The following is a 24,301-nucleotide window of genomic DNA, read 5'->3' on the forward strand; positions in this document are numbered from 1 at the left end:
GATGCCCTTAAGAACACTCCCTGAAAAAGATTTTTTTGGCAGAAAAGAAGAACTGGTAGGCCTATACCGCAGGTCCCTTGAAGTAGAGAGGGGCAGTACACAAAGCATCTTTCTTTCAGGGAGTAGAGGCGTTGGCAAGACAGAGCTTCTCAAGCAGTTGTTTAACCAGCTATTTTGGAAACAGGATAAGATAGCCCCCTTCTACTATTCTATAAACAGCGCAATAGTGTCTGTGTCAGAGTTTTCGAGGGATTATCTAATGCGTTATATCTGCCAGAGACTTGCCTTTGAGAACAAGGAATCATCACTGATATATCGCGAGGGTTTATCAATAGATGGCTTAACCTCTATTTTAGAGGAGAGAAATGCCTTTTGGGCGCTTGAGATCCTTGACGAATATATCCAGTATCATGAACCTATGGATTCCCTTCGCATTGCATTAAATGTACCGCATCAATCAACCCTTGCTACAGGGATGCCTGTAGTAGTAATGATAGACGAGTTTCAACGGCTGAATAATTTCCATATTAGCGGCAATGCTGCCCCGATGCTGGCCGCCCTCTTTGAAATGCCGCTGTCTTTTAGAAAGGCGCCGCATTTGATTACCGGCAATCAGGCTGAGATTCAAGAAATGCCTGTCATAGGCGCTCTTACGAGGATGGATGTGCAACCCCTCCAATTAGAAGATGCTGCTCTGATGTTTTCCTCCTGGCTTGATGGGCACGGCATTAAGATTAGTTTAGAGCCCCATACCTTCCTTAATCATCTTGGAGGCAACCCCTTTTACATTAAATGTGTCGCAAGGGCAGCGGGCCTGAGTAAAAAATCAGAAGAGAGAGATTGCTGGAGGATTTACATAAATGAGATTAGTGATGGGAATATATACTTTTACTGGTTATCAGTCCTAAAAAGTTTTTTCCCTGAGTTAGGTAAAAGGAGAAAGGTTCTTGAGATCACCAAGAGGATTTATCATACAGGAGAATCTCTTACACAGCATAGAATTTCAAAGGCCTTTTCTTTAAGCGAGAGAGATACGGAAGTAATCACTACCGCCCTTTATCGCGCAGGTTTTGTTAGAGGAGAATTTGGTGTCTTCAGAGCGCCTGAAGATAGGGTTTTAATAGACTTTATAGACTGTCTCTACATGAAGGAGGTTCGCGGTAAATCCTATAGAGATATTGAAATAGGACTGCTTGAAAAGGCAGCAGATACTAAGTCTAAGGGCACATCTTTTGAAATGACAATACCAATGGTCAGGGAGGCTGAACTTGTTGCGGCTCAGTGCCTTGAGCAGATAGGTAAAAATCTGCATTTGGATGAGGATGTCATCGGTCAGCTTCAGATGGCTGTCCTCGAGGCATGCATAAATGCCATGGAGCATAGCAAAGGAGAAGATAAGAATATCTATTTGAGTTTTAATTTTGCTGAAGACCTGGCAGAGATATCCATTGAAAGCTCTGGCAGGGATTTTGTATCTCAAGAGACAGGAGAACCCTTTGTTGGAAGAGGGCTTAAGGAGCATGCCGGCAGGGGATGGGGTATAAAACTTATGAAAAACTTTGTTGATTCAGTGAGCTTTGAGAAGACAGAACGAGGGACAAAGGTGGTTTTGGTTAAAAACCTTTTGAGAGCAGCCGGAATTAATAAGGAGGACACAGCGTCAAGTGGATAATTTCTCGGTGTCCGTAAAATCAGCGCAAAACGTGGCTGTTATCGCGCCGAAGGGATATGTAAACGACCTCGGAGCAGAGGGCCTTGAGCATGAATGCGAGAGGTTCCTTGATAAAGGGATAAAAAAGATAATAATAAATTTCTCCGCTGTGCAGTTCATAAACAGCATTGGAGCGTCAATCTTCACAGGCATTGTTCAGAAGGCATCGGAGTATAAGGGGCTTCTCTGTTTTACGAATATGAAAAGAGTTCACAGCGATGTATTTGAGATGCTTGGTATTACACGGCACGTAAAAGTTTTTAAGGAAGAAAAGGACGCCCTTGATTTTCTGAAAGATAAAGATTGAGATGAAGAAAAAAGATGATTTAACGCGGCTGCTCTTCAGCATATCATCACTGGTTGACCTCGGGCAGGAAGTAACATCTTCTGATAATTTTAGCAGGCGGATGAAGACAGCCCTTTATGTAATAACTGGAACGTTTTCGGTGCCGAAGGCCGCCCTTCTCAGGTATAACCCGCAGCGTTATAAACTCGAACTTCTTGCATCCAAAGGCCTGAAAGATGTTGACGGTATAAGCATGCAGATTAAGACAAAAGCCGTAAAGGCCATTGAAAAGAATGAGCCGCACGCCATAAACACTTCCGGCAAGGATGCTTTTTACGGCCAAAGCAAAGATTTGTTTAAGAAGACTCAGGCAAAGACCTTTATCCCTTTGTTTGCAAAGGACGAGTTTGTAGGCGCGATAATTCTCGGTAAAAGGCTTTCGAGAGAGGGTTATCTTAAAACCGAGAAAGATGTGCTTAAGATTATAGCCAATCAGATAGCCATTACACTTCATAACTCGAATCTTTTCAAAAGCCTTTCAAGCAAGGTCAATGAAAACAAAAGGCTATATGAAAATATGAGGCATATATACCATGACACCATTCAGGCATTTGCCGCTGCGATCGACGCCAAGGATGTATATACAAAGAATCATTCATTCAGAGTTTCAAGATATGCTGTTGCCATAGCAATGGAGCTTGGCTGGAAGGAAAAGGACGTCGAGGCGATATATGTGGCAGGCCTGCTCCATGACATAGGAAAGATAACAATTGACAGGGGAGTGATAAATAAAGGGGAAGACCTATCAGTGTCCGAGCTGAGCGAAATAAAAAGGCATCCCCAGATCTCATACAACATACTTTCAAAGATAAATTTTCCGTGGAAAGACCTCGTGCACTTTGTGAAACACCACCATGAAAGGGTTGACGGCAGGGGCTATCCTGATTCACTGAGCGGAGAAGGACTGAGCGACGGCGTAAAGATACTTGCATTAGCGGATGCATTTGATGCAATGACAACAGACAGGCCCTACAGAAAAAAACTCCATCTCTCAGAAGCGCTGAAGGAAGTAAGGAAATGCCTCGGAACACAGTTTGACAGCAAAATATCAAATATCTTTTTCAGGGTGTTGCAGAAAGAGCTTAAAGGTCAGAGTAAAGAGGCGCAGATACTGCCTCATCTTGATAAGGAGTTTGACCCTGCTATCATAATCACCCTTCTTGAGGGCATTATTGCAGAACTGTCTGCATAAAAATTGGTGCCGGTGGAGAGACTTGAACTCTCACGGGGTCGCCCCCACCGGATTTTGAGTCCGGCGCGTCTGCCAGTTCCACCACACCGGCTTAATCTTCTAAAGCATTGCGGTTAAGCTTCAGCAACGTCAAAACTTCCGATCCGCCTGAGCCTTTTATACCTTTCATCTATGAGCTTTCCGCCGCTCTTGCCGCCAAGCTCTTCTATTGACTGCATTATTATCTCAGAAATATTTTTCGCAACTGCTTCCGGGTCTCTGTGGGCGCCGCCAAGCGGCTCAGGTATTATCCCGTCAATTATCTTAAACCCGAGAAGGTCTTGTGCGGTAAGCTTGAGCGCATCCGCGGACTTTGAGAACTCCTCCGGAGTAAGATCTCCGTCTTTTCTCCATAATATTGCAGCGCAGCCCTCAGGTGATATGACTGAATAAACAGAATGCTCAAGCATATAAATCCTGTCTGCAACTCCCAATGCAAGGGCTCCGCCGCTTCCGCCCTCGCCGATGACAACAGAGATTATAGGAGTCTTCATTTTTGACATCTCCATGAGATTTGTTGCTATTGCCTCTGATTGTCCTCTCTCTTCAGCGCCTATGCCTGGATAAGCACCCGGGGTGTCTATAAGCGTGATTATAGGTTTTTTAAATCTCTCTGCAAGTTTCATAAGCCTCAGAGCCTTTCTATAGCCCTCCGGCTGCGGCTGCCCGAAGTTTCTGTATATCCTCTCCTTTGTCCCTCTTCCCTTTTGGTGGCCTATAATCATTACATGCACGCCGTTTATAGTTGCAAAACCTCCGGCTATTGCCGGGTCATCAGAGAACCTCCTGTCGCCGTGAAGCTCTATGAAATCTTCTGAAAGCATGTCTATATAGTCAAGGGTATACGGCCTGTCAGGATGCCTTGCAAGAAGCGTTTTCTGCCACGGGGTGAGATTGGAAAAGATTTCAGAGCGGAGTTCTTTTGCCTTTTTCTCAAGCTTTTTTACAGCCGAGGTTATATCCATGTCTTTCCTGTTAGAAAGACTTTTAAGCTCCTCTATTTTAAGCTCAAGCTCTTCTATGGATTTTTCAAACTCAAGATAATATCTCATAGTAAATTATGAGTTAAGAGTGATAAGTTAAGAGTGAAGAGTTAAAGGGTTTTAACTTTAAACTTTCAACTTGTTATCCTCACTGCTCCTTTCCCGAGTATCCCTTCAAGCCTGCCTATCAGCATGCTGCTTGGATCTATCTGAAACCCTGTGGCAATAAACACCTCAGAGTCAGGCAAATCCATTTTTAAATATAAAGGGCATTCCCCTGAACTGCCTGACAGCGCTTCCCGAATATTTTCAAGGGTTAAACTGTCAACAATGGGATATTTTATACTAATCTCGCATTTTAAGCCATTTTTTGAAGCCATGCTGTCAATCCCGGATATCTCTCTCAACAGGAGCTTAATGCCCTTTTCTGTCCTGTCAATGGTTCCCTTCACAATCACCGGCATGTCTTTCTTAAGAAGTCCAAGGCTGTTTCTGTAGATGTCCGCGAAGGCTATGGCTTCCACGCTGCCTTCCTCATCTTCTATTGTCAGATATGCCATTGTATCCGTTGTGCCCTTTTTTTGAAATTTCTTAATGGATGCTATTACGCCTGCGATCTGGACCTCTTCCCTGTCAGACATACTGCCTGTCTCAGAGGTCTTTTTTATGTTCAGGGCAGCCAGCCTTCCCCTGTATTTCATAAGCGGATGGCCGGTTATGTAAAAACCAAGGGCATCCTTCTCATTTTTCAGCAGTTCTGCTTCATCCCATTCCTCAGATGAAATTTCCGGTTCAAATTTTTCATCGCCAAAAATGCTCTGCTGGCCGCTATGCCTTGAACCCTTGCCGTTGCTGCTCAGAATATCGTTGACAGCGCGCATCGCAGTCCCTCTTGAAATGCCTATAGAGTCAAATGCGCCTGCCTTCACAAGGCTTTCAAGGACTTTCTTGTTAACCTTTCGCGAATCAACTCTTTGGATGAGGTCTGCAATTGATTTGAACGGCTCTCCGCTTTTCCGGACTTCAAGGACAGACTCTATTGCCGCGCCTCCTACACCCTTTACAGCCTCAAGCCCAAAACGTATTGAGTTGCCTATAACCTTGAACTCCCGTCCGGAAAGGTTTATGTCAGGCGGAAGTATCTCAATCTTCATATTCCTGCATTCGTTGATTGACTTTACTATCTTGTCGGTGTCGTTTACGTCAAGACTGAGAGTGGCTGCCATGAATTCAACAGGATAATGCGCCTTAAGATATGCTGTCTGGTACGCGATGAATGCATAGGCAGCTGAGTGGGACTTGTTGAAGCCGTACTGGGCAAAGGGTTCCATTTTTTCAAAAAGCTTGGCTGCCTTTTTTTCGGCAATGCCGTTTTTGACTGCGCCGTTGACGAAACTCTCTTTCTGTTCCATCATCTCTTCAAGCTTCTTTTTCCCCATGGCCCGCCTGAGGATGTCTGCCTGGCCCATGGTGAAATTCGCAATCTTATTTGCTATCATCATTACCTGTTCCTGATACAGGATAATCCCGTAGGTCTCATCAAGTATCTCCTTGAGCTGCGGCAGGACATAGCTAATCTTTTTCTCTCCCTTCTTGCATTTGATGAAGTCATCTATCCAGGCCATCGGCCCGGGACGGTAAAGCGCAACAAGAGCGATAAGGTCTTCAAACCTGTTAGGCTGCATCCTTATGAGAATGTCCCTCATCCCCTCGCTTTCAAGCTGGAATACGCCTGTTGTATGGCTTGAGCTGAGCAGATCATATGTCTTTTTGTCATTGAACGGTATGTCATTAAGATTAAGGCCTCTGCCTGTCTGCTTGATATACTCCAATGTTTTCTCAATGACCGTAAGCGTTTTCAGCCCAAGAAAATCAAATTTAAGGAGCCCGATTTTTTCCAGAGACTCCATATCAAATTGGGTCACGATGCTTTCGTCAGCCGGGTTTCTGTAAAGAGGCGTATAATCGGTCAGAGGGGCCGGCGAAATTACCACGCCTGCGGCATGTGTAGATGCATGTCTGTTAAGCCCCTCAAGTCTTACTGCTATGTTGAGAAGTCCTTTCACGCCTTCATCTGAGTCATAGGCCTGTTTAAGCTGCGGCTCAAGCCTTAATGCCTCTTCAATGGTTATCTTTAACTGGTTCGGAACAAGTTTTGCGATTTTATCAACTTCAGCATAGGGTATATCCATCGCACGGCCCACATCCCTTATAGCCGCTTTTGCAGCCATTGTGCCGAATGTTATTATCTGGGCAACATGCTCTTTTCCGTATTTGTCTGACACATAAGATATTACGTCTCCCCTTCTGTCCTGACAGAAATCAACATCAATATCAGGCATGCTTATTCTTTCAGGATTCAGAAACCGCTCAAAGAGCAGGCCGTATTTAAGGGGGTCTATCTCTGTTATGTCAAGGCAGTAAGAGACAAGGCTTCCGGCAGCTGACCCCCTTCCGGGCCCTACGGGTATGTTATTGCTTCTTGCGTAACGTATGAAATCCCAAACTATCAGGAAGTAAGAGGCATAACCCATTTTTCTTATAACATTTAATTCTGTCTGGAGCCTTTCCCTGTAAAGCTGAGGAGCGTCTTTCCCGATTTTTCTTTCAAGGCCGGCGGCTGCAAGCTTTGCAAGCAAAAGATAGGGATCTTCGCCGCCTTCGGCCTTGTATTGCGGAAGAAGGATTTCCCCGAGTTTGAATTCAACATTGCATCTTTCAGCAATGGTTATTGTATTTTTAACAGCTTCCGGAATATTCTTAAAGATCTCTTTCATCTCTGAAGGCGACTTAAAGTAAAATTCATCGGAACTGAATTTCATGCGGTTCAGGTCTTTAAGTGTTTTACCTGTCTGGATGCAGAGGAGAACTTCGTGAGCCTTTGCATCGCTTTTTTTGAGATAATGGGAATCATTTGTTGCAACAAGGCCAATATGGAGTTCCCGCGAAAGCTCTATAAGCTGTTTGTTAACCTCTATTTGTTCAGGCAAGCCGTTTGCCTGTATCTCCAGATAAAAATTATCAGGGCCGAGTACGTGTTTATAAACAAGCGCCTTTTCCCTGGCCCTGTCAAGCATTCCTCTCTGCAGATAATAGGGTATTTCGCCCTTGAGGCAGGCTGAAAGGCCTATAAGCCCTCCGCTGTACTGCTCAAGGATATCCATGTCTATCCGCGGCTTGTAATAGAAGCCTTCTGTATATGCCCTTGTAACCAACGTGACAAGGTTTTTGTAGCCTGCGTTATCTTTAGCAAGCAGTATGAGATGAAAGGATTTCTCGTCGTTTTCTGCGCTGTTTTTGTCAAAGCGGCTTTTAGGAGCAATGTAAACTTCGCAGCCAATGATAGGTTTAATCCCTGCCTTTGAGACCTTTTTATAAAACTCAACAGCGCCGAAGAGATTCCCGTGGTCTGTTATGGCAAGGGCAGGCATCCTGTAAGAGGACGCAAGGGCAACCAGCTCGTTTATTTTAATCGCTCCGTCTAAGAGACTGTATTCCGTGTGGAGGTGCAAGGGGACATAGTCCGAATGTGAATGCATAGAAAATATTAACTATATGAAAGCTGTCAAGTCAACCTTATCTATGACGCTTATAACCCATTATCTTTACAATGACTCGTTATTGCGATTATAATTAAAAACATATGAAAAGAAAAATATTAATTGGCATAATTGTACTGCTGTCAGGATTTCTCCTTGCAGGGATTTCATTTTATATCTTTGGCAGGATTACCGGCCCGTCACGGCTGGCTGTCACAGTATCCCCGAGAGTGCCGAGCCAGATAATAGAGACCTCAAAGGCATTCTCCGAGATAGCAAACAGTATCTCTCCTGTTGTTGCGAATATCTCAACAACAAAGGTTGTTAAGAGAGAGGCGCCATCTTTTTTTGACGACCCGTTTTTTAATTTCTTCGGCCCGTCTCATGATTTTGGCTCGCCAAAAAAATGGAAAGAGCAGAGCTTGGGCTCGGGTGTTATTGTCTCAGGCGACGGTTATATAATCACAAACAATCATGTGATTGAGCAGGCTGAAGAGATAAAGGTGACACTTTATGATAAAAAAAGCTTTAAGGGAAAAATTGTCGGCGCGGACCCGAAAACAGACATAGCAGTAATAAAGATTAATGCCGAGAACCTGCCGACAGCCGCATGGGCAGACTCCGATAAGCTGCAGGTCGGAGAATTCGTCCTTGCTATCGGCAATCCGTTCGGCCTGAGCCACACAGTAACAATGGGCATAATAAGCGCAGTGGGAAGAGCAAGCGTGGGAATCACAGACTACGAAGACTTCATACAGACAGACGCTGCTATTAACCCGGGCAATTCCGGCGGCCCTCTTGTAAACATCAAGGGAGAAGTTATCGGCATAAATACAGCAATATTTTCAAAGACAGGAGGGTATCAGGGCATAGGGTTTTCGGTGCCGAGCAATCTCGTGAGGTCTGTAATGGAAGACCTTATAAAGTACGGCAAGAAAACAAGAGGCTGGCTCGGAGTCTCAATACAAAGATTAACTCCTGAGCTTGCAGAGAAATTTGGGATAAAGGACTCGGATGGAGCGCTGGTCGGCGATGTTGTAAAAGGCAGCCCCGCTGAAAAGGCAGGCATAATGCGCGGCGACATAGTCCTTGAATATAACGGTAAAAAAGTAAAAGATGCCGATAGCCTGAGGAATACAGTTGCCCAGACCAAGGCAGGCGTGCAGGTAAATATCAAAATACTCAGAAAAGGGAAAGAATATAATATTACTGTAACAATAACAGAGTCTCCGAAAGAGCCCGAAGAGGCAAAGATTGAGTCAGTTCCCGAGGATGCCAGACGAGGTGAAGCGCTGGCAGGACTTGAAGTAGTAGAACTGACAAAGGAGATTGCCCAGCAGTTAGGACTGAACAGAGACGAGAAGGGCGTGGTGCTTTTAAAGGTAGAGGCCGGAAGCGCGGCGGATGAGGCTAAACTAAGGAAAGGGGATGTCATCCATGAAATAGACACTAAAAAGGTAGCCACTATCAATGATTTTAATAAGATTGCCTCTGCTATAAAGCCGGGCGCAACAGTGTTGCTCTTCATTAACAGAGGCGGGCAAAAATTTTATACGGCAATAAAGGCATCATAGGGAAAAAGAAAAATTAAAAATTTAAAGTGTAAAATTTAGGAGATAATAATTTTTAATTTTTCTTTTTTTGGTTTTATTTATAAATAGAAAGGAGGTAATCAGAGTGATTTTTATTGTTTTAAGAATAGCTGTATTTGCAGTCTTTTTAATGGCAGGTTATCTGCTTGGCAGTAAATATGATTCGCAAGTTATCGGCGCTGTGTGGGGTGCGGCAGCCGGAGCGCTTACCCTTTTTACGGAAGCCGCTCTTAAAAAAATTTCAATCGGTGTGGTGCTTGGCGGAATATTCGGCGTGTCAGCAGGCCTTTTATTTGCAAATCTGGCGCTTTTTCCTCTGAAAATAATTGTTCCGGATTATGCGACAACCGCATTTCTTCTGAATGCATTATTCGGGTATACGGGATTGCTGATAGGTCTCAGGCGGGGTAAGGAACTTACCATATCAGGCATACTCAGGATTTTCAGAGGACAGGGGATTGAGGATGACCTCAAACTGTTGGATACAAGTGTAATAATAGACGGCCGTATTGCAGACGTATGTGAAGCAGGGTTTATAGAAGGGACCTTTATAACGCCGCAGTTTATTCTACAGGAGCTGCAGTACATTGCGGATTCTCCTGACCCTCTTAAAAGGGGGCGGGGCAGAAGAGGGCTTGATGTCCTGCACAAGCTCCAGAAGATGTCCAATGTGACTGTAAAAATAGTTGATGAGGATTTTCCGAAAATAAAAGAAGTTGATTCAAAACTCGTAGCGCTTGCGCGGATGCTTGACGCAAAAGTAATAACCAATGACTTTAATCTCAACAAGATTGCCGAACTTCAGGGAGTATCTGTCCTGAACATACATGAACTCGCAAATGCCCTGAAACCTGTTGTCCTTCCCGGCGAAACCATAAAACTCTTTGTCATCAAAGAAGGGAAAGAGCATAATCAGGGGGTAGCATATCTTGACGACGGCACGATGGTTGTTATAGAAAACGGCAAGAGGCTTATCGGTAAAAATGTTGACGTTACTGTGACAAGTGTCCTCCAGACAACAGCAGGCAGGATGATATTCTCCAAGACAAAAGAGGATTACGAGAGAGAGAATTGAGGGCGGTAAAATAGTGTCTGTCCATAAAGTAAGTTTTTGTCATTGTCCGGCTTGACCGGACAATCCAGAACATAGTGAAAACACTGGATTCCCCGATCAAGTCGGGGAATGACATTAATGTAAATGTGCAATTTATGGACAGACACTAAATAGTCTACGACTCGTAGAGTAGAGAGGAATGCAGTGAAAGGAAAAGTTATAGCCATTGTTCCGGCAGCCGGGCTCGGAAAAAGATTCGGACAGGGAGGCAACAAGCCGTTCCGGATGCTCGGGAATAAACCGCTGGTTGCATGGGTTTTTGAGGTATTAGAATCCATTAACGAGATTGCAGAGATACTGCCTGTTTTTAAAAAAGACGATATGGCGCTTGGATGTGATCTGTTAGAGAAATTTAAATGCTCAAAGGTTAAAAGGATTGCAGTTGGAGGAAGAGAGAGGCAGGACTCTGTGTACGGCGCACTTGCTTTGATAGACAAGGAAACAGATGCCGTGCTGATACATGACGGCGTGCGGCCTCTCATTGAAAAATCCATCGTTGAAGAATCAATAAGACAACTCGGGAGAATTGACGGTGTTGTTGTAGGGGTGCCGCTTAAAGACACGATTAAAAAAATTCTAAGTTTCGGGTCTCAGGGGTTAACCGAAGTTCTTGTCCAAAAAACTTTAGACAGGAAATCTCTCTGGGCGATACAGACGCCTCAGGTCTTTAAATATTCTGTGCTGATGAAGGCATACGGAAAAGCAATGGACGAGAGGTTCTACTCAACAGACGATTCAGCAATAGTAGAGAAATACGGAGGCAAAGTAAAAGCAATAATGGGCTCTTACAGCAACATAAAAATAACAACTCCCGAAGACCTGGATATAGCGGAACTTTTTCTAAAAAAGAGGACTGAAAGCGTATCATGAGAACGGGCTTTGGATATGACTCACACAGGCTTATTAATGACCGCAAGCTCATTATCGGAGGAGTAGAAATACCTTTTGAAAAGGGGCTGGCAGGGCATTCGGATGCGGATGTCCTCTGCCATGCAATAATAGATTCTCTAATCGGAGCCCTTGGCCGCGGAGACATAGGAAAACACTTTCCTGACACAGAACCGGCATGGAAAAACGCATCAAGCATTGCCTTGCTTAAGAATGTAATTGAGATGGTAAATCGTGGTGGGTTTGAAGTCCTGTGGATAGACTCAACAATAATTGCGGAAAGACCAAGGCTCTCGCCATACATTGATTCCATGAAAAAGGCTCTCAGCGGTGCAGGGCTTCCTGCAGACCTTATTAATATAAAGGCAAAGACAAACGAAGGAATGGGTTTTACGGGCAGGGGCGAAGGCATTGCGGCATACGCTGTATGCCTGCTCGGGAAACCCTGATATATATCACACTGCTCTGCAATAACCCCCTTTCATCCCCCTTAAATTAAGGGGGGAAGAGGGGGTTAATTTTGTCATTGACCGATGGACAACAAAAATTTAGTTATAAACCTCAACAAGCCAAAAGGACTGACCTCACAGCAGGCAGTCACAAAGGTCAAGCGTATCTTCGCTGCCAGAAAAGCCGGGCACGCAGGAACGCTTGACCCGATTGCTACAGGTATCTTGCTTGTATGCCTGAACGAGGCGACAAAAATAACAAGATTTCTCGCAGACGCCGACAAAGAATATATTGCCGTAATGAAACTCGGAGAACGCACAGATACCTTAGACTCTGAAGGAAAAATAATTTATAAAGCGCCTGATTTCTCTGTGGATAAGAATCTTATAGAAACCGTGTTTGAGCGCTTCAGAGGCAATATTGAACAAATCCCTCCTATGTATTCTGCAATAAAGGTTTCAGGCAAACCTCTCTACATGCTTGCACGCAAAGGCATAGAAATAGAAAGGCAGCATAGAAGCGTAAATATATATAAGCTTGATATGATCGGTTTTGCCCCTCCTTTTCTGGAGATAAGAGCGCTATGCTCCAAAGGAACATATATCCGCACGCTGTGTGATGACATAGGAACAGCGCTTGGAATGGGAGCGCATGTTGTTGAACTTAAGAGGACAAAAATAGGAGATTTTATGCTTAAGGACTCAGCCGCTTTTGACGAATTGCCTCATAAAGAAAAAGCTGTTTGTTCCATTGACGCTTCACTCAGCCATTTTAAAGATATTATCCTCAGCAGCCGTGACTTTATCAGGATGGCAAACGGGGCCATGATTGCATCGGAGAATTTGCCTGAATTACCGGCAGATTCGTATCTGAGGCTTAAAAATCCTGACGGTAAATTGTTTGCAATAGGCAAGTCAACAGGCTCAGGGATAAAAATAGAGCGGCTGCTGCACATCCTTTAGTAGTATGGCTGAATTGCCAATTCTTAAACCAATATCTTAAAAATTCTGTGAAAGCTTTCGATATGTCTGGAAAATTCACATAAAAAAATAACTTGACAAGTTACGTATTTTCTGGTATTTATTAAGTTATGATTTTTGGCAGCAAAGGCTCTATAGGCCTGGACATAGGCTCCAGCTATTTCAAAGTAGTGCAGGTCAAAGACACTAAGAAGGGCTACGAGCTGGAACTTTTTGATACGCTTCCGATAGCGCCTGAGATTATAGTTGACGGCGCCATCATAGACTCACTCAGGCTGGTAGAAGCCCTCAAGGAACTCACAAAAAAAGCCCGCGTAAAAACAAAAGATGCAGTAATAGGAATCTCAGGGCATGCCTCAGTGATTATAAAGCGTATATCGCTTCATGAGATGTCAGAGGATGAGCTTGCCGAATCAATAAAATTTGAGGCGGAACAGTACGTCCCGTTTGACATTGAGGACGTGAACCTTGACTTTCAGATACTCGGCCCCAGAGAAGAGCCCGGGCAGATGGATGTTATACTCGCCGCGGTTAAAAAAGACATAATCAATGAATATGTTGCAGCTGTAAAAGAGGCAGGCCTGAATCCGATAATAGTGGACGTAACTGCCTTTGCCCTTGAAAACATGTATGAAATCAATTACGAGATTGAACCGAACAGAAATGTGGCGCTGGTCAATATCGGAGCAAGCACAATAAATATAAACATCCTCAAGGACGGGGTTTCCGTGTTCACAAGAGACAGCTCTCTTGGAAGCAATCTGTACACAGAAGCCATTCAAAAGGAATTCAGCATTACTTATGAAAACGCTGAAAGACTTAAAAGAGGAGAGGCCATAGAAGGCGTGTCTCCCAGAGACGCATATTCCGTGGTTATGAATACCGCTGAGGATTTAATCAATGAGATAGGACGCTCGTTGGATTATTACAAAAGCACTACACTGCATGAGGACATACATGAGATAATACTGAGCGGCGGCGGCGCACTCATAAAAGATTTTCCGAGGGTCCTCTCGGAAAAAATCGGGGTTGAATCAAAGGCGGCAGAGCCGTTTAAAAATATCTCAATACCTAAAAAATTTGATGTTTCATATATACAGGAAATGGCGCCTATGGCAGCTATTGCCGTAGGACTTGCCTTAAGGAGGGCAGGCGACAGATGATAAGAGTAAACCTCCTGCAAATAAAGCGCAAGAAAAAGCCCAAGGCGGTTCCGGTATTTATTATCAATAGCGTTCTGTTCACCTTAGCGGCAATCATTGCCTCAGGGTATCTTTTCTACTATAAAAGTTCCCAATTGGCCTCGCTCCAACAGCAAAAAAAGACTAACGAGGCTACAATAGCGGACCTGAAGAACAAGATAAAGGAAGTAGAAAACTATGAAACCCAGAAACAGACGCTTGAAAAAAGAAAAGGCATAATAAAGCAACTCAAAAAAAACCAGAGCCTCCCTGTGAAAATCCTTTCAGAGATGGGCAATGTGCTGCCGAATGGCGTCTGGCTTCAGTCCATGTCTGTATCAGGCAATGACATAAAGATAAGCGGTACCGGATTCACAAATGAGGATGTTGTCAGCTATGAAAAGAATCTTAAAAAGTCAGAGCTTTTTACCGACGTAAAACTTCATGGAACACAGAAGTCAGCTGCAGGCAAAGTCGTAACTTATCAGTTTAATATAACGTGCAAGGTGAAAGAAGGATAACGTGGCCCTTAAACTTGACATAAAATTTGATCTAAAAAAGGTGCCCAAAGGCGCAAGAATAGCCATAGCCGCTGCTCCGGCAGTAATCATTGCTATACTGTTTGTAATGCTTGTGTATTTTCCTAAAACAAAGGAAATAAAAGATGCAAACGCTAAAATATCTGTACAGGAAAATGAGATAGCCAAAAATAAAACAAAGGCGGCAAAACTGGATGTTCTTAAGGTAGAAAATGACAAGCTTATTAAAGAGATCAAAGAACTTCAGGAAAAACTTCCGGAAGAAGAAGGGATATCTACGCTGATTCAGCAGATAGCCGAGATGGCTGTAAAAGCGGATATAGATATATTGACATGGAAACCAGAGGTAAAAAAAGCGCACGCAAGCGGTATAGTTGAGGAAATTCCTTTTTCCTTAACCCTTTCCGGAACTTACCACAACCTTGGCTCCTTCTTCAGCAGCCTGACACGATTAAACAGGATTGTCAATGTTTCTGATATACAACTCGGGGACCCGAAGGTGCGAAAAGAAGAGGCTGCATTAAACATAACAGTAAAAGCAACAACCTTTTCAGCAGTGAAAGAGAAGACCAAATGATACAGAATCAAAAAAACATAGAACAAAATTCAGAACGCAGAAAAGATTTATTCCTTATTGTTTGCCTTATTCTCGCATCACTTTTCTTTCTGGGGGCGTGTGATAAAAAAACTGCTCCTTCCAAGTCAGCTGCTGCAAAAACTGCTCAGGAGGCCGCTCCACAGAGCGCCGAGGCAAAAGAGACTAAAGCAGCGGATGAAGTAATCACTTACGATAAAAAGGGTAAAAGAGATCCGTTTGTTTCTCTCATTGTAACTGCGGCAGAAAAACCCAGGAAGGGGCAGGCCCCTCTTGAAAATTATGATATCAGCGCAATCAAGATATTAGGCATTGTATGGAATGATAAAGGTCATTTTGCAGAGGTAGTTTTGCCTGACGGAAAGGCATATACTTTAAGAGAGGGCATGACAATCGGGCTGCACGAAGGGAAGGTACAAAGGATAGACAAGAATCATATCGTTATCATGGAAAAAATAAAAGATTACAAGGGACAACTTAAATCGAAAGAAACAATTTTGAAACTCCGTGAAGGGGAGGAAAAATGAGACAAAAATTAAAAACCAGGAAACAGAAACCAGAAAACATAAAAAAATGGGCGGCGGCATCTTCTCTACCGTCCGTTATCTGTGTCTTCTTGTTGGCAACTCTAATGCTCGCTTCAGGATGCGCAACTACAACCAGCGTAAAGGAAGAAAGGCAAATCGCCACGCTGACTGCAATAGACATAACAGACAATACGCTTAATATCAATGCAGATAAGCCATTCAAATATACAATATACAAGCCTTCTGACCCGTATAAAGCAATTGTGGAACTTCCGGATGTGCGGCTTGGCATTGTTTCAGGCAAAATCAAATCAGAGAAAGCGGGTATAACAGAGATTATGCCGTCTCAAACGGAAGAGCCGCTGTTAAGTAAACTTGAAATACTCCTCTCCTCACCTGCCGGTATTGTGCCTGCCTACAAGGGAACCCTGCTGACACTCAACATAATTAATCTGGAAGAAGAACTTAAAGCAAAGACGACTGAAAAAGCGGCTGAAACGCCATCCGCCTTAGGCGGAGCAGAGGAAGCCAAAACAACAGAAATTGCACAACCAGAAGAAAAACCATCTGCACAAAAAGAGCTTCCGCCTGCAACATCAATTGTAAAGGTAACCATTGAAAAAGAGCAGGATGTCCTGAAGCTGACAATAAAAGGCAACGGCTCTCTAAACCCTAATGTTTTTGAACTTGACAACAGAACAGTTTTAGACATGTCTAATGTCACACTTGAAGCTCCATTACCGAAAGCACAGTCGCCGCTTAAGGGCATACGGTCAGGAAAATATAAAAACAAAACAAGAATTGTGCTTGACATGAAAGAAAAGACAAGCTTTACTGTCACCTCAATAGAGGATTCTGTGATAGTCTTATTCCAACTTCCCGAAAAAGAAAAATACGCTGCAAAGACATCTGAGGGAGAAACAAAGGTTGCTGAGGTAGCGATGAAAAACTCAGCTGCTTCTGCTGAAAAACCTGCTGAAGAAGGCAAATACAAAGGGCAGAAAATTTCTCTTGATTTTCAGGATGCAGATATAGGGCCGATATTCAGGCTTCTTGCCGATATAAGCGGGTACAACTTTGTGATTGATCCTTCTGTAAAGGGCAAGATTACCTTGAAACTCATGAATGTGCCGTGGGAGCGGGCGCTTGACATAATACTGCAGACCTTCGGCCTTGGGAAATCTGTGGAAGGCAACATAGTATGGATTGCGCCGATTGCTACGTTTACCAAAATCTCTGAAGACAAGACAAAAGCTAAGGCAGCCGAAGAAATAGCAGAGGACATTACTCAGGAGATATTACGTATAAATTATGCCACTGCCGGCGATATTAGCGCTGCTATTACTAATGCCAAACTGGTCACTAAAGATAGAGGCAGTATAACGATGGATACAAGGATGAATGCTCTTATTATCAAGGACACACAGAAAAACATTAACAAAATAAAAGAGCTTGTAAAAATAATGGATATTGCAAAACCGCAAGTTATGATAGAGGCAAAGATAGTAGAGGTGGGCAGCGATTACAGCGAATCACTTGGGATAAGATGGGGAGGACAAACCGGAGACGGGAAGCCTAGTGTTGGTTTCGGCGATGTTAAGATTAACAGCGGGACATTTTCTGTGAATACTCCTATAGTAACTGCAGGGTCCTCTACCACAAATCCCGGCGGTGTCTTAGGTTTAAGTTTAGGCAGCGCAAACTCTGTGCAGGTGAACCTGTCGCTTTCAGCGCTTGAATCAGTCAGTCAAGCACGGACATTATCAAACCCAAAGATATTGACAATGGATAATGAATCAGCCACTATTCAACAGGGACAAACCTTCTTTGTTCCGACCACAAGCTCTGAAGGGACAAAGACAGAGGAAAAAACTGCAACTTTAAGCCTAACAGTCAAACCAAAGATTACACCTGATGGTTATATACAGATAGACATACTTGCAACGGATGATGCACTCCAGGCTGGTACTGCTGGTGCTTCTGCTGTTATAAATAAAAAGAGTTTAACCACAAAGGCATTAGTAAAAAATGGTGAGACATTAGTGCTGGGAGGAATTTATAAAACAAGTACAACAGAAACAGAGGAAGGGGTGCCGCTATTAAGCAAGATACCGATTTTAGGATGGCTATTTAAGAAAAAGGATCAGACAGGGCCTAATGTTAAGGAACTCCTTATATTCATAACTCCAACAATTGTAACTAAGCCGTAAAAATTTATTCTGCGATGGCTCTCAGATACCTTACGTCAGGAGAATCGCACGGCAAAGTCCTTATAGGAATTCTTGAGGGGATTCCCTCAGGGCTTCCTGTTTCTTCCGGCGACATAGACAGTGACCTAAGAAGAAGACAGGGAGGCCACGGCCGTGGCGGACGAATGAAAATAGAGGCTGACCGCGCTCAAGTGCTGTCAGGCGCCCGCTTTGGCAAGACAATCGGCTCTCCAATAGCCCTCCTTATAGAAAATAAAGACTGGCAGAACTGGCAGGATATTATGAGTGTAACCCCCCTCACTCCCCCCTTAAATAAGGGGGGAAACAAATGGGGGTTAGTTGCCAGCCCACGGCCCGGGCACGCTGACCTTGCCGGCGCAGTTAAATATGACACGCATGATATAAGGAATATTCTTGAGCGCTCAAGCGCAAGGGAAACAGCAATGAGGGTCGCTCTTGGAGCAATAGCAAAGAGGTTTCTATCTGAATTCGGCATCAAGATAGGCAGCTATGTCATACAAATAGGGAAAGTTCAAAGTTCAAAATTAAAAATTAAAAGTTCAGAAAAAGAACTTTTAGAATCGTTCAGGAGTGCTGAAATATCTCCTGTGAGATGTCCTGATAAACCCTCATCAAAAAATATGGTTCAACTAATAGACAAGGCTCTAAAAGAAGGAAATTCTCTTGGTGGAATCTTTGAGGTCTTTGCAACAGGCATCCCTGTCGGCCTCGGCAGCCATATACAATGGGACAAACGGCTTGACGGAAAACTTGCTCAGGCATTGATGTCCATTCAGGCTATTAAAGGTGTTGAAATCGGCATGGGTTTTGAAATGGGCGGGAAATCCGGGTCAGAGGTAATGGACGAGATATTTTATAAAAGTCCAAAGTTTTATAGGAAAACAAATAACGCCGGAGGGATTGAAGGCGGAATGACAAACGGGATGCCGATAATAATAAGGGCGGCAATGAAACCAATACCCACATTAAGAAAGCCACTTGGTTCAGTTGATATCAATACAAAGAAGCCGATCAAAGCTGCTTACGAACGTTCTGATGTTTGTGCTGTGCCTGCTGCAGGCGTTGTCGGCGAGGCGATGACAGCGCTTGTTATAGCTGACGCCTTCCTTGAGAAATTCAGCGGCGACAGCACAGCAGAGGTTAAGAGGAACTATAAATCCTACATTAAATATCTTTCTAAATTCTGACAGAATCTTGTCTGCTCGGAATATTTGTAAGAGACGGTTGTCTTTCGGTAATGTTAATACAAACGCATTAAGTAGAGTGTCATTACGAGGAGTGAAACGACGAAGCAATCTCGCAGTTATAATTTGAGATTGCCACGCTCCCGTTGGTCGCTCGTAATGACAACGTAAAAACATTTAGTCCGTTTCTGAATAATCGATAAATTAACTCCAAAAATGCGTTTAAATAATGCGATTGACATAATCAAAAATATAATGAAAAATACACTATGAAAAATATTGTGCTGACCGGTTTTATGGGAACCGGCAAATCCGAGGCGAGCAAAGAACTTTCAAAAGTTCTCGGCTGGAAGGTAATAGACATTGATACAGAAATAGAGAAATCTCAGAGGATGAAAATCACCGGGATATTTAAACAGTTCGGAGAACCTGGGTTCAGGGATATTGAGACGGAGATGATAAAAAAACTTTCTAAAAACAAAAATGTTATTATCTCAACGGGAGGCGGCGCTGTCTTAAGGCAGGAGAATGTGGATGCCTTGAGAGAGAATGGAGTAATTATCTGTCTTACAGCCGCACCTGAGACCATACTGAAACGGACAAGCAACAATAACGACAGGCCATTGCTTCAGGTGGAAGAGCCTTTAAAGAAGATCAGGGAGCTTCTTGAATTCAGAATGCCTTATTATGAAAAAGCGGATATAATGATAGATACAGAGAACAAGACGCCTCTTGTGATTGCGGAGGAAATAATAAAATTAGTTAAGAATGTTGGCTAATGCATTTGAGGATGTTAAAGTGAAAAAGATAAGAGTTAACCTTGGAGAGAGAAGCTACGGCATCTGCATCGGAAGCAAGATTCTTGAAAAGATTGGTCCTAAGCTGAAATCTTTCAACTCAAGCCCAAAAACCGCAATCATAAGCAATCCGACCGTATATAGGCTTTACGGCAAAAAAGTTCTGAATTCCATAAGGTCATCAGGATTTGACGCCATCCCTGTAATCATCCTTGACGGAGAAAAATACAAGGACATAAGTATAGTTCAGAAGATTTATGGAGAACTTCTCCGACACAGGCTTGACAGAAAATCTGCTCTCATCGCGCTTGGCGGTGGAGTCATTGGAGACATAACAGGTTTTGTCGCATCAACATACATGAGGGGAATTGATTATATCCAGATTCCAACAACACTGCTTGCTCAGGTTGACAGTTCAGTCGGAGGCAAGACAGGCGTTAATCACAAGCTCGGCAAAAACATGATAGGCACATTCTACCAACCAAAACTTGTATGGATAGATATTGATACATTGAAAACCCTTCCTCAAAAAGAATTGCTTGCTGGGCTTGCCGAAGTAATCAAGTACGGCGTGATATGGGACGTGAAACTGTTTGCGTTTTTAGAGAATAACAGAGATAAAATCCTGAGGCTTGACAAGAAGTCATTAACTCACATAATCAAACGCTCCTGCGAGATTAAAGCTGAGGCCGTCTCAAAAGATGAGAGGGAAGCAGGGTTGAGGGCGATATTGAATTACGGGCATACGATAGGCCATGCAATAGAGACAGTGACCGGATATAAAAAATATCTTCATGGTGAGGCTCTTGCCATCGGAATGTTTATCGAAGCAGAAATAGCTGAAAGCCTGAAGCTTCTCAAAGAGAAAACCGTTCAGAGAATAAAGTCATTGATCGAATCCTATGGGCTTCCAACTAAAATACCGGTTAGGATAAATCGAAACACTCTCCTTGCATCCATGCAGCTTGATAAAAAAGCAGTTGCAGGAGAGTTGAAATTTATACTACCCGAGCGGATTGGAAAGGTGAGGATTCAGAATGGAATCGAGGGAAAGATTATAAGAGAGGCCTTAAAGACAAACTGAGGACTTTTCATTTATTTTTTCTCAACCCTTCCCCAAAAACTTCCTCGCATCCCCGACGCGCATTGTGATTCTTTGCGTATCAAGATATTCAAGAATCGGAAGGGCGTATTTTCTTGAGGTATTCAGGATGTCTCTGAACTCCGCAACTGTCATCTCCTTCTTTTTGCTGAAGAAGTTTTTCAGCGCATCAATTATCTTTTCGTAAACAGACTTTGTTATATACATTGTCTCGTTAACCCTCACAAGGCTTCCCTGTTTTGCCATTAGCTTGAGGATATCATCAAGTTGTTTCTGCTGAAGATTTAAGGTCTTTGCAATCTCTTCTTTCAGCGGAGGCTGAAAGCCTGCCTGCTCAAGCAGATTCAGAATCTTTGTCTCAATGCCTTTATCAACCTCTGACAATGAGACTTTAAAGAATGAAAGGCGCATGAGGTCTTTGTCTATTACAACATTGTTCATTGTTGCTGTAAGCGCATTAAAGATTTTCTGGTCAATCTTAAGCTGCGCCCTCACCTCTTCTTTCGGCATGCCTGTTTTCAAGGAATTTTGTTTATGAAAGGCATTCAGGATTTTATCAATGCCTGCCCTGATTGAATTTACTGCAACGCTGTGAATAAGAATATTTTCATGCTGCACTATCACGCCTTTCTGTTCCAGCGCTTTTACCGCATCCTGTATTGCAGGCACATCCGCATTTATCCAGCCTTCCAGCGTAGTAACAGGCATTCCATTTATGCCCGCCTTTTTTATCTTCACTCCTATCTTCTCCTCAAGTGTTCCGAGTTCCAAAATTTTCAGGTCTTCTATCCCCTCAGCCTTCTTCCTCCTGCCCGGATGCGCGTCAAGAATTTCGCCTCCGCCGATTGTCTCAACAGGAGAGAACCTCCTTATAATGTACCTGTCTCCTGACATTACAATAACAGGCTCATGAAGCCTCAATTGACAGTAGCAGCCTTCGCCGGGTTTTATTTCCTCAAGGTTATACAGTATTACCCTTGCAATCATTTCAGATGTTCCTGAATGAAAATGGACAAGGCTTCTGTTTTTTAAAACAGGCGCATCTTCAAGAAGTTCTATTTTTGCATCTACAGCCTTTGCAGGAGAAAATCTCCCGGGAACGACAACAACATCCCCTCTTTTCAGGCTTTCTTTTTCTACTCCGGAAACATTTATTGCAACCCTTTGGCCTGCATAAGCAGTCTTTATTGATTTCCCGTGGCTGTGAAGGCCGCGCACCTTGCTGTTTATATTTGCCGGAAGCACCTCAACAGGATCATCAACAGAAATACTTCCTGAGATGGCAGTGCCGGTAACTACAGTGCCGAATCCCTTCAGCGTAAAAACCCTGTCAATGGGAAGCCTGAAGAGCCCTTTTGTCAGCTTTGGTTTTACTGTTAGGGCAACGTCTCTGATTTTTTCCTTTAGGAGTTCTATATTCTTCCCTGTCTTTGATGAAACAGGGATTATATACGCTCCTTCAAGGAATGTCCCTTTCACAAAATCCTTCACTTCTTCTGAAACAAGTTTTATCCAGTCATCTTCAACAAGGTCTGCCTTTGTAATAACAATCAGTCCCGATTTGATTTTAAGGAGATTACATATTGAAAGATGCTCTCTGCTCTGAGGCATTATTCCTTCGTCTGCCGCAATAACAAGGATGACAATATCAATGCCTCCCGCGCCTGCAAGCATGTTTCTTACAAGCCTCTCATGTCCCGGAACATCAATAATGCCTACTGTAAGTCCGTCAGGATAAGCAAGGTCTGCAAAGCCGAGGTCAATCGTAATGCCGCGCTCTTTTTCTTCTTTCAGCCTGTCAGGGTCTATGCCTGTCAGCGCCTTGACCAATGCGCTCTTGCCGTGGTCGATATGTCCTGCTGTGCCGAGTATTACATAGTGCATAAATTCACTATATTGTAGTAATCTTTATATATGTAAGACAAGGAAGAAAAACAGACCGGGGCTATGGCTGGATTGAGGCAAGATTCACGGGTCTGTTTTTGAGCTACAGAGCAGTAGAGCAGCAGTCCAGTAGTCAAAAACAAGTTTCACTAAAAACGACTGCTCTACTGAGCTGCTGCGCTATTGCTCTAATGTTAAGGCAGTTTAATATTGCCGAAAGACAGTTATAGCCTCCATTTAAGGACACATTTACAAATGAAAAAGATTGCGATAACAATGGGCGACGCAGCCGGAGTAGGGCCTGAGATAATTGCCAAAGCCCTTTACTGCGCTGAGATAAGAGACTTCTGCGCTCCCCTCGTAATCGGAAGCAGAATTGTCATGCAGGAGGCGATAGACCTGCTTAACCTTCCTCTGAAATTAAGAATCATCGAATCACCTGATGAATGCACATCAGGAATAGGGACAATTGAGCTTATTGATGAGAGAACATCTGGAGGTTTTGAAAAAGGTAAGGCAACTGCAAAAAACGGAAAGGCATGTGTCATTTATATCAAAAAAGCAGTTGAACTCGCTCTGAATAAAAAAGTTGACGGAATTGTTACTGCGCCTATTTCAAAAGAGGCATTGAAGATGGCAGGCATGAAATGGCATGGCCACACTGAAATGCTTGTTGAGCTTACAGACACAAAAGATTACGCAATGATGCTTGTCGGCGAGCCTTTAAGGGTGATTCTTGTCACGATACATACTCCGCTCAGGAGCGTGCCGGACATGATTACAAGAGAAAGCGTATTAAAAACCATAAAGCTTGCAAAGAAAGCATGCGATATGTTGGGGATAGAAAATCCGAGGATTGCAGTTGCAGGATTAAATCCACATGCAGGAGAAGCAGGGATATTCGGAAGTGAAGAAAGCAATGCGATTATCCCCGCAATTGAAGAGGCAAAAAAATTAGGGATTCCTGTTACAGACCCTTATCCGCCGGATACCGTATTCAACAAAGCGTATAATGGTCAGATTGACATGGTGGTATGCATGTACCACGACCAGGGGCTGATACCGTTGAAGATGATTGCCTTTGACAAAGGGGTAAATGTTACAGTTGGACTGCCATTTGTAAGGACATCGCCTGACCACGGAACAGCTTATGACATTGCATGGAAAGGAATAGCCAATCCTTCAAGCATGCTTGAGGCAATAAAACTGGCATCAAGGCTTGAAGTGTAGATTTGGAGGGAATTAATAACTTAAAGTTTCCCATTCTGTATTTCTACTGTCCTGTCCGTAACACTTCTTTACACTTTTATGTAGTGGCATTCCGGCTTGTCCAAAATATTTCCCCTTTTAAAAGAAGGATTCCCGACAAGCTCCACATCCCCTTATTTTTTAAATCCCTAAATTTTCTCCCTATCTTATCCCTCACC

Annotated in this window: 20 protein-coding genes and 1 tRNA gene; 17 read left to right on the plus strand and 4 right to left on the minus strand. The window is 43.4% G+C overall.

Annotated features, from left to right (window positions below):
* Nucleotide 1: 1 nt before the first annotated feature.
* From HY035_00375 to HY035_00385, 3 genes are read left to right on the plus strand one after another with little or no spacing between them, the layout of a single operon-like run.
* Nucleotides 2–1,672 carry an ATP-binding protein gene (locus HY035_00375; protein MBI3376846.1) on the plus strand — a complete coding sequence of 557 codons (1,671 nt, stop codon included), beginning with the start codon at nt 2–4 and terminating at the stop codon, nt 1,670–1,672.
* Complete coding sequence (locus HY035_00380) at nt 1,665–2,018, plus strand: STAS domain-containing protein (protein ID MBI3376847.1); 354 nt, start codon at nt 1,665–1,667, stop codon at nt 2,016–2,018. The genes HY035_00375 and HY035_00380 overlap by 8 nt, the downstream gene beginning before the upstream one ends.
* A gap of 1 nt (nt 2,019) precedes the next feature.
* Entirely contained in the window at nt 2,020–3,249 is a 1,230-nt protein-coding gene (locus HY035_00385) for an HD domain-containing protein (GenBank protein MBI3376848.1), read from the plus strand.
* Between the two features lie 4 nt (nt 3,250–3,253).
* Here HY035_00385 and HY035_00390 read toward each other — a convergent pair.
* The 3 genes from HY035_00390 to HY035_00400 all read right to left on the minus strand — a co-directional run bounded on the left by HY035_00390 (nt 3,254) and on the right by HY035_00400 (nt 7,810).
* Nucleotides 3,254–3,340 (minus strand) — tRNA-Leu (locus HY035_00390).
* 22 nt (nt 3,341–3,362) lie between these two features.
* Nucleotides 3,363–4,340: an acetyl-CoA carboxylase carboxyltransferase subunit alpha gene (locus HY035_00395; protein ID MBI3376849.1), complete on the minus strand. Its 978-nt coding sequence runs from the start codon at nt 4,338–4,340 to the stop codon at nt 3,363–3,365.
* A gap of 65 nt (nt 4,341–4,405) precedes the next feature.
* Nucleotides 4,406–7,810: a DNA polymerase III subunit alpha gene (locus HY035_00400; protein MBI3376850.1), complete on the minus strand. Its 3,405-nt coding sequence runs from the start codon at nt 7,808–7,810 to the stop codon at nt 4,406–4,408.
* Between the two features lie 104 nt (nt 7,811–7,914).
* Here HY035_00400 and HY035_00405 point away from each other — a divergent pair, with 104 nt between their 5' ends.
* The 13 genes from HY035_00405 to HY035_00465 all read left to right on the plus strand — a co-directional run bounded on the left by HY035_00405 (nt 7,915) and on the right by HY035_00465 (nt 20,972).
* Nucleotides 7,915–9,384 carry a DegQ family serine endoprotease gene (locus HY035_00405; GenBank protein ID MBI3376851.1) on the plus strand — a complete coding sequence of 490 codons (1,470 nt, stop codon included), beginning with the start codon at nt 7,915–7,917 and terminating at the stop codon, nt 9,382–9,384.
* Between the two features lie 148 nt (nt 9,385–9,532).
* Nucleotides 9,533–10,477 (plus strand): TRAM domain-containing protein, encoded by a 945-nt coding sequence (locus tag HY035_00410; protein ID MBI3376852.1) that lies wholly within the window; start codon nt 9,533–9,535, stop codon nt 10,475–10,477.
* Between the two features lie 183 nt (nt 10,478–10,660).
* On the plus strand, nt 10,661–11,386 hold the full coding sequence (gene ispD / locus HY035_00415; protein MBI3376853.1) for a 2-C-methyl-D-erythritol 4-phosphate cytidylyltransferase: 726 nt from the start codon (nt 10,661–10,663) through the stop codon (nt 11,384–11,386).
* Nucleotides 11,383–11,853 carry a 2-C-methyl-D-erythritol 2,4-cyclodiphosphate synthase gene (locus tag HY035_00420; GenBank protein MBI3376854.1) on the plus strand — a complete coding sequence of 157 codons (471 nt, stop codon included), beginning with the start codon at nt 11,383–11,385 and terminating at the stop codon, nt 11,851–11,853. Before ispD ends, HY035_00420 begins: the two co-directional genes overlap by 4 nt.
* Nucleotides 11,854–11,937: 84 nt before the next feature.
* Nucleotides 11,938–12,816 (plus strand): tRNA pseudouridine(55) synthase TruB, encoded by an 879-nt coding sequence (gene truB, locus HY035_00425; GenBank protein MBI3376855.1) that lies wholly within the window; start codon nt 11,938–11,940, stop codon nt 12,814–12,816.
* Between the two features lie 128 nt (nt 12,817–12,944).
* Entirely contained in the window at nt 12,945–13,997 is a 1,053-nt protein-coding gene (gene pilM / locus HY035_00430) for a type IV pilus assembly protein PilM (GenBank protein MBI3376856.1), read from the plus strand.
* On the plus strand, nt 13,994–14,536 hold the full coding sequence (locus tag HY035_00435; GenBank protein MBI3376857.1) for a PilN domain-containing protein: 543 nt from the start codon (nt 13,994–13,996) through the stop codon (nt 14,534–14,536). The genes pilM and HY035_00435 overlap by 4 nt, the downstream gene beginning before the upstream one ends.
* 1 nt (nt 14,537) lies before the next feature.
* Nucleotides 14,538–15,131 (plus strand): type 4a pilus biogenesis protein PilO, encoded by a 594-nt coding sequence (gene pilO, locus HY035_00440; protein ID MBI3376858.1) that lies wholly within the window; start codon nt 14,538–14,540, stop codon nt 15,129–15,131.
* Nucleotides 15,128–15,676: a pilus assembly protein PilP gene (locus HY035_00445; protein ID MBI3376859.1), complete on the plus strand. Its 549-nt coding sequence runs from the start codon at nt 15,128–15,130 to the stop codon at nt 15,674–15,676. The genes pilO and HY035_00445 overlap by 4 nt, the downstream gene beginning before the upstream one ends.
* Nucleotides 15,673–17,886 carry a type IV pilus secretin PilQ gene (gene pilQ / locus HY035_00450; protein ID MBI3376860.1) on the plus strand — a complete coding sequence of 738 codons (2,214 nt, stop codon included), beginning with the start codon at nt 15,673–15,675 and terminating at the stop codon, nt 17,884–17,886. Before HY035_00445 ends, pilQ begins: the two co-directional genes overlap by 4 nt.
* A 14-nt stretch (nt 17,887–17,900) precedes the next feature.
* Nucleotides 17,901–19,094 (plus strand): chorismate synthase, encoded by a 1,194-nt coding sequence (aroC, locus tag HY035_00455; GenBank protein MBI3376861.1) that lies wholly within the window; start codon nt 17,901–17,903, stop codon nt 19,092–19,094.
* A gap of 266 nt (nt 19,095–19,360) precedes the next feature.
* Nucleotides 19,361–19,870 carry a shikimate kinase gene (locus tag HY035_00460; protein MBI3376862.1) on the plus strand — a complete coding sequence of 170 codons (510 nt, stop codon included), beginning with the start codon at nt 19,361–19,363 and terminating at the stop codon, nt 19,868–19,870.
* Entirely contained in the window at nt 19,860–20,972 is a 1,113-nt protein-coding gene (locus HY035_00465) for a 3-dehydroquinate synthase (GenBank protein MBI3376863.1), read from the plus strand. The genes HY035_00460 and HY035_00465 overlap by 11 nt, the downstream gene beginning before the upstream one ends.
* Before the next feature lie 21 nt (nt 20,973–20,993).
* Here HY035_00465 and selB read toward each other — a convergent pair whose 3' ends face one another.
* Nucleotides 20,994–22,874: a selenocysteine-specific translation elongation factor gene (gene selB, locus HY035_00470; protein MBI3376864.1), complete on the minus strand. Its 1,881-nt coding sequence runs from the start codon at nt 22,872–22,874 to the stop codon at nt 20,994–20,996.
* Nucleotides 22,875–23,129: 255 nt separating this feature from the next.
* Between selB and pdxA the strand changes: the two genes are divergently transcribed.
* Entirely contained in the window at nt 23,130–24,104 is a 975-nt protein-coding gene (pdxA, locus tag HY035_00475; protein ID MBI3376865.1) for a 4-hydroxythreonine-4-phosphate dehydrogenase PdxA, read from the plus strand.
* Nucleotides 24,105–24,301: the final 197 nt, after the last annotated feature.

This window comes from Nitrospirota bacterium, from assembly GCA_016195565.1.
Lineage (GTDB): Bacteria > Nitrospirota > Thermodesulfovibrionia > Thermodesulfovibrionales > UBA1546 > UBA1546.

Bases quoted from the DNA above. Each gene is read 5' to 3' on its own strand.
- HY035_00400 (MBI3376850.1), bottom strand. From the start codon at position 7,810: ATGCATTCACATTCGGACTATGTCCCCTTGCACCTCCACACGGAATAC.
- HY035_00420 (MBI3376854.1), top strand. From the start codon at position 11,383: ATGAGAACGGGCTTTGGATATGACTCACACAGGCTTATTAATGACCGC.
- HY035_00405 (MBI3376851.1), top strand. From the start codon at position 7,915: ATGAAAAGAAAAATATTAATTGGCATAATTGTACTGCTGTCAGGATTT.
- HY035_00410 (MBI3376852.1), top strand. From the start codon at position 9,533: ATGGCAGGTTATCTGCTTGGCAGTAAATATGATTCGCAAGTTATCGGC.
- pilM (MBI3376856.1), top strand. From the start codon at position 12,945: ATGATTTTTGGCAGCAAAGGCTCTATAGGCCTGGACATAGGCTCCAGC.
- pdxA (MBI3376865.1), top strand. From the start codon at position 23,130: ATGAAAAAGATTGCGATAACAATGGGCGACGCAGCCGGAGTAGGGCCT.
- HY035_00445 (MBI3376859.1), top strand. From the start codon at position 15,128: ATGATACAGAATCAAAAAAACATAGAACAAAATTCAGAACGCAGAAAA.
- pilQ (MBI3376860.1), top strand. From the start codon at position 15,673: ATGAGACAAAAATTAAAAACCAGGAAACAGAAACCAGAAAACATAAAA.
- HY035_00395 (MBI3376849.1), bottom strand. From the start codon at position 4,340: ATGAGATATTATCTTGAGTTTGAAAAATCCATAGAAGAGCTTGAGCTT.
- HY035_00460 (MBI3376862.1), top strand. From the start codon at position 19,361: ATGAAAAATATTGTGCTGACCGGTTTTATGGGAACCGGCAAATCCGAG.
- HY035_00465 (MBI3376863.1), top strand. From the start codon at position 19,860: ATGTTGGCTAATGCATTTGAGGATGTTAAAGTGAAAAAGATAAGAGTT.
- selB (MBI3376864.1), bottom strand. From the start codon at position 22,874: ATGCACTATGTAATACTCGGCACAGCAGGACATATCGACCACGGCAAG.
- HY035_00435 (MBI3376857.1), top strand. From the start codon at position 13,994: ATGATAAGAGTAAACCTCCTGCAAATAAAGCGCAAGAAAAAGCCCAAG.
- HY035_00385 (MBI3376848.1), top strand. From the start codon at position 2,020: ATGAAGAAAAAAGATGATTTAACGCGGCTGCTCTTCAGCATATCATCA.
- truB (MBI3376855.1), top strand. From the start codon at position 11,938: ATGGACAACAAAAATTTAGTTATAAACCTCAACAAGCCAAAAGGACTG.
- HY035_00375 (MBI3376846.1), top strand. From the start codon at position 2: ATGCCCTTAAGAACACTCCCTGAAAAAGATTTTTTTGGCAGAAAAGAA.
- aroC (MBI3376861.1), top strand. From the start codon at position 17,901: ATGGCTCTCAGATACCTTACGTCAGGAGAATCGCACGGCAAAGTCCTT.